The sequence below is a fragment of the Anaerococcus porci genome, from assembly GCF_034090325.1.
GTDB classification, from domain to species: Bacteria; Bacillota; Clostridia; order Tissierellales; family Peptoniphilaceae; genus Anaerococcus; species Anaerococcus porci.
This window is the reverse complement of the sequence record NZ_JAXDSU010000026.1, coordinates 1-2,504: the sequence shown is the minus strand read 5'-3', so window position 1 is coordinate 2,504 and position 2,504 is coordinate 1. Positions and strand designations below refer to the sequence as shown.

Annotated in this window: 5 protein-coding genes; 3 read left to right on the top strand and 2 right to left on the bottom strand. The window is 27.9% G+C overall.

The window, feature by feature from the left end; all coding sequences use genetic code 11:
* Positions 1-159 precede the first annotated feature (159 nt).
* Together SOR60_RS02915 and SOR60_RS02910 are read right to left on the bottom strand one after the other, a co-directional pair.
* The gene (locus SOR60_RS02915) at positions 160-807 is read right to left on the bottom strand and encodes a hypothetical protein (RefSeq protein ID WP_320595154.1); all 648 of its coding nucleotides are present in this window, start codon (positions 805-807) and stop codon (positions 160-162) included.
* Between the two features lie 29 nt (positions 808-836).
* Positions 837-1,478: a LexA family protein gene (locus SOR60_RS02910; protein ID WP_320595153.1), complete on the bottom strand. Its 642-nt coding sequence runs from the start codon at positions 1,476-1,478 to the stop codon at positions 837-839.
* Positions 1,479-1,625: 147 nt separating this feature from the next.
* On the opposite strand from SOR60_RS02910, the gene SOR60_RS02905 reads away from it, so the two are divergent.
* The 3 genes from SOR60_RS02905 (at position 1,626) to SOR60_RS02895 (ending at position 2,447) form a co-directional block, all read left to right on the top strand.
* On the top strand, positions 1,626-1,868 hold the full coding sequence (locus SOR60_RS02905; protein WP_216629232.1) for a helix-turn-helix domain-containing protein: 243 nt from the start codon (positions 1,626-1,628) through the stop codon (positions 1,866-1,868).
* 57 nt (positions 1,869-1,925) lie between these two features.
* Positions 1,926-2,102, top strand: coding sequence for a hypothetical protein (locus SOR60_RS02900; RefSeq protein ID WP_176269887.1), 177 nt, complete (start codon positions 1,926-1,928; stop codon positions 2,100-2,102).
* A gap of 171 nt (positions 2,103-2,273) precedes the next feature.
* Positions 2,274-2,447 (top strand): hypothetical protein, encoded by a 174-nt coding sequence (locus tag SOR60_RS02895; protein ID WP_320595152.1) that lies wholly within the window; start codon positions 2,274-2,276, stop codon positions 2,445-2,447.
* The last annotated feature ends 57 nt before the right edge of the window (positions 2,448-2,504 follow it).

Here is a 2,504-nt window from a genome sequence, read left to right as displayed (position 1 = left end):
GAAATTTGTAAAAATTTTTATTTTGTTTTTGGTATTTTGTTATTTTCATTTTTTCTCCTATTTTTGGTATAATAAGAGTGCAGATAAATTCTGCACTTTTGTTTTAAAGACTTCCTAACTTTGGTCGGTGGGGGAGTCTTTTTTATTATTATTATTCATTTAAATATAAAATCTTATATGATAACCGTAGTTTTCTGTAGGACCATATTTATTTGTAAAAGGATCTAAATCTTTGCAAGGTCCTCCTGATATATCTGCTCTTACAAAATATGGCAATCTTGCTTGTCTTAAAAATCTTTCTTTATCAACATGTGCAATATAACCAATGGTTTTTCCTTGGATAGCAGCTCTTACAGCGTTTTTATCATATTTATTTGTTGGTTCTCTTTCTATTTTAATAAGTTGGTCTTTTAATCTGTGGTATTTATAGACTCTACTCAAATTACTTTTATCTAATTTTTTCCAGTATGGATTTTCATGATCTTTTAAAAAATCTTCTAAATTTTCTGTGTAATAATATGTTCCAACTAATTCAAAATAATTATAATCGCTTTGGAAAGTAGGCTGATTTATATTTTTATTCATTTTTTGATTATTACTTAGATTATTTAGTAAATTTTTTAAATTATTTTTAGTATTTTCTGGAAGTTTGTTTTTAATATATATAAATATTAATATAGGTATGGATATTAAATATATTAAAAGCAATATAGCTCCTAAATTTTCACTAATACCACTTATTATAGCTGTTACAAAGAAACCTCCAATTAAATATAGTATTATATGTTTTATTCTTATATTTTTCATTTTTATTTCTCCATTATAATTTCAAACATTTATTTACTACCCTTACAATACATTCCAACCATTTCTCCAAGGACTCTAACATCTTGTCCATCCCCTTCTCTTATTATGATAGGGGAGTAAGACTTATTTTCTGGTTGTAGGATTATTTGGTTTTCTTTTTTGTAGAATCTTTTTAGGGTGGTTGTATCGTTAACAAAAACTGCGGCTATTGTTCCGTTTTCCACTTGGGGAGTTTGTTTGAAAAATACTAAATCGCCTTCGTTGATGCCTACATCTATCATTGAATCTCCATCAGCGTAAAGACAGAAGTCTGAGTTTATTATTTCTGGGTCTGCTGGGAAATATCCCTCGTAGTTTTCTACTGACATTACTGGTTTTCCACACTGGATGTGTCCTAGTATGGGGATTTTTATTATTTTTTTTACTGGTATTACTCCAGGTATATTTGATAGGTCGGTTTTGTCCTTTTCCCAACCCATAATATAAGATGGAGATACATCAAAAAGATTGGCTAGAGCTTCAATTTTATCTTGTGGAATATTAGTTATTATTCCATTTTCATACTTATGTAAAGTTTGTTTACTAGCTCCTATAATTTTACCAACTTCTTCTTGAGTTAAATTTCTTTCTGTTCTTAAATTTTTAATGATATTTCCTTTATTTATTTTCATAATATTTACCTCTTATATAAATAATACAACAAAAAAACTTTTAAAGCAACAAAAAAGTAAAAGAAAAGGTAAAATATATCTTGACAAGTTACAAAAAGCATTGTATTATATAAATAACTTAATAAGTTACTGAAAGGAGTGATGTATTTGAGAAGAGATGAATTGAAAGGAATTATTGTAAGTAAAGGAAAAACTCAAAAAGATGTTGCAGATTACTTAGATATGTCTGAAAAAACTTTTAATACGAAATTAAAAAATGGAATATTTGGATCAGATGATATTGATAAAATGATTGATTTTTTAGACATAGAAGATCCTATGTGGATTTTTTTTGACAGAAAAGTAACTTTAAAAGATACTAAGCAAATATCCTTTGTTAAATTGAAATAAATTAAATTATGGAGATTTCTTTTGGTAGAGAAAAAAAGACAGAGGAAAGGAGGATTTATGGAGGATAAGATTTTAGATAATAAAGAGAATAGAGATGAGCCTAAGGTCATTGTAGTTGATGAACTTAGGGTTAGAGATATTAAAGAGTTTGAAAAGGCTGTTGAGGATTTAGATGATTTAAGGGAAAAACATAATATTATTTTATCTTTTGGGGAGATTAATATTATTTGCTAGGAATTTAAAAGAGCACTTTCGTGCCCTTGTATTTAATCTTAACGCAATTGTTTAAATGGTTTGCTTATAGGTTTGGATATTGCGTTCTGGTTTTATTATAGCAGATTGGGGGGGTATGGAGATTTAATTTGGTGGTGTAAAAAAAGATGGAGAAAAAGAAAGGAGGGGCTTATGAAATTTTTAAAGGATTTTTTTAAGGAAATTAAAGAAGGTGGAATTGAAAGAATGGAAGAAAGGCTGATGTGGATTGGTAGTGATTTCTTTTGGTTTTTTATGGATTGGATTGCTCCTATTTTATCAGCCTTAGCTGTTTCTTTATTGGTTAATTATTTTTTAAGAAAATAGAAGGTTTGTTAGAACGCTTACTAATAAAGCTACCAAGGACGGAAATAGAAATGAACG

Bases quoted from the DNA above. Each gene is read 5' to 3' on its own strand.
- SOR60_RS02915 (WP_320595154.1), bottom strand. From the start codon at position 807: ATGAAAAATATAAGAATAAAACATATAATACTATATTTAATTGGAGGT.
- SOR60_RS02910 (WP_320595153.1), bottom strand. From the start codon at position 1,478: ATGAAAATAAATAAAGGAAATATCATTAAAAATTTAAGAACAGAAAGA.
- SOR60_RS02900 (WP_176269887.1), top strand. From the start codon at position 1,926: ATGGAGGATAAGATTTTAGATAATAAAGAGAATAGAGATGAGCCTAAG.
- SOR60_RS02895 (WP_320595152.1), top strand. From the start codon at position 2,274: ATGAAATTTTTAAAGGATTTTTTTAAGGAAATTAAAGAAGGTGGAATT.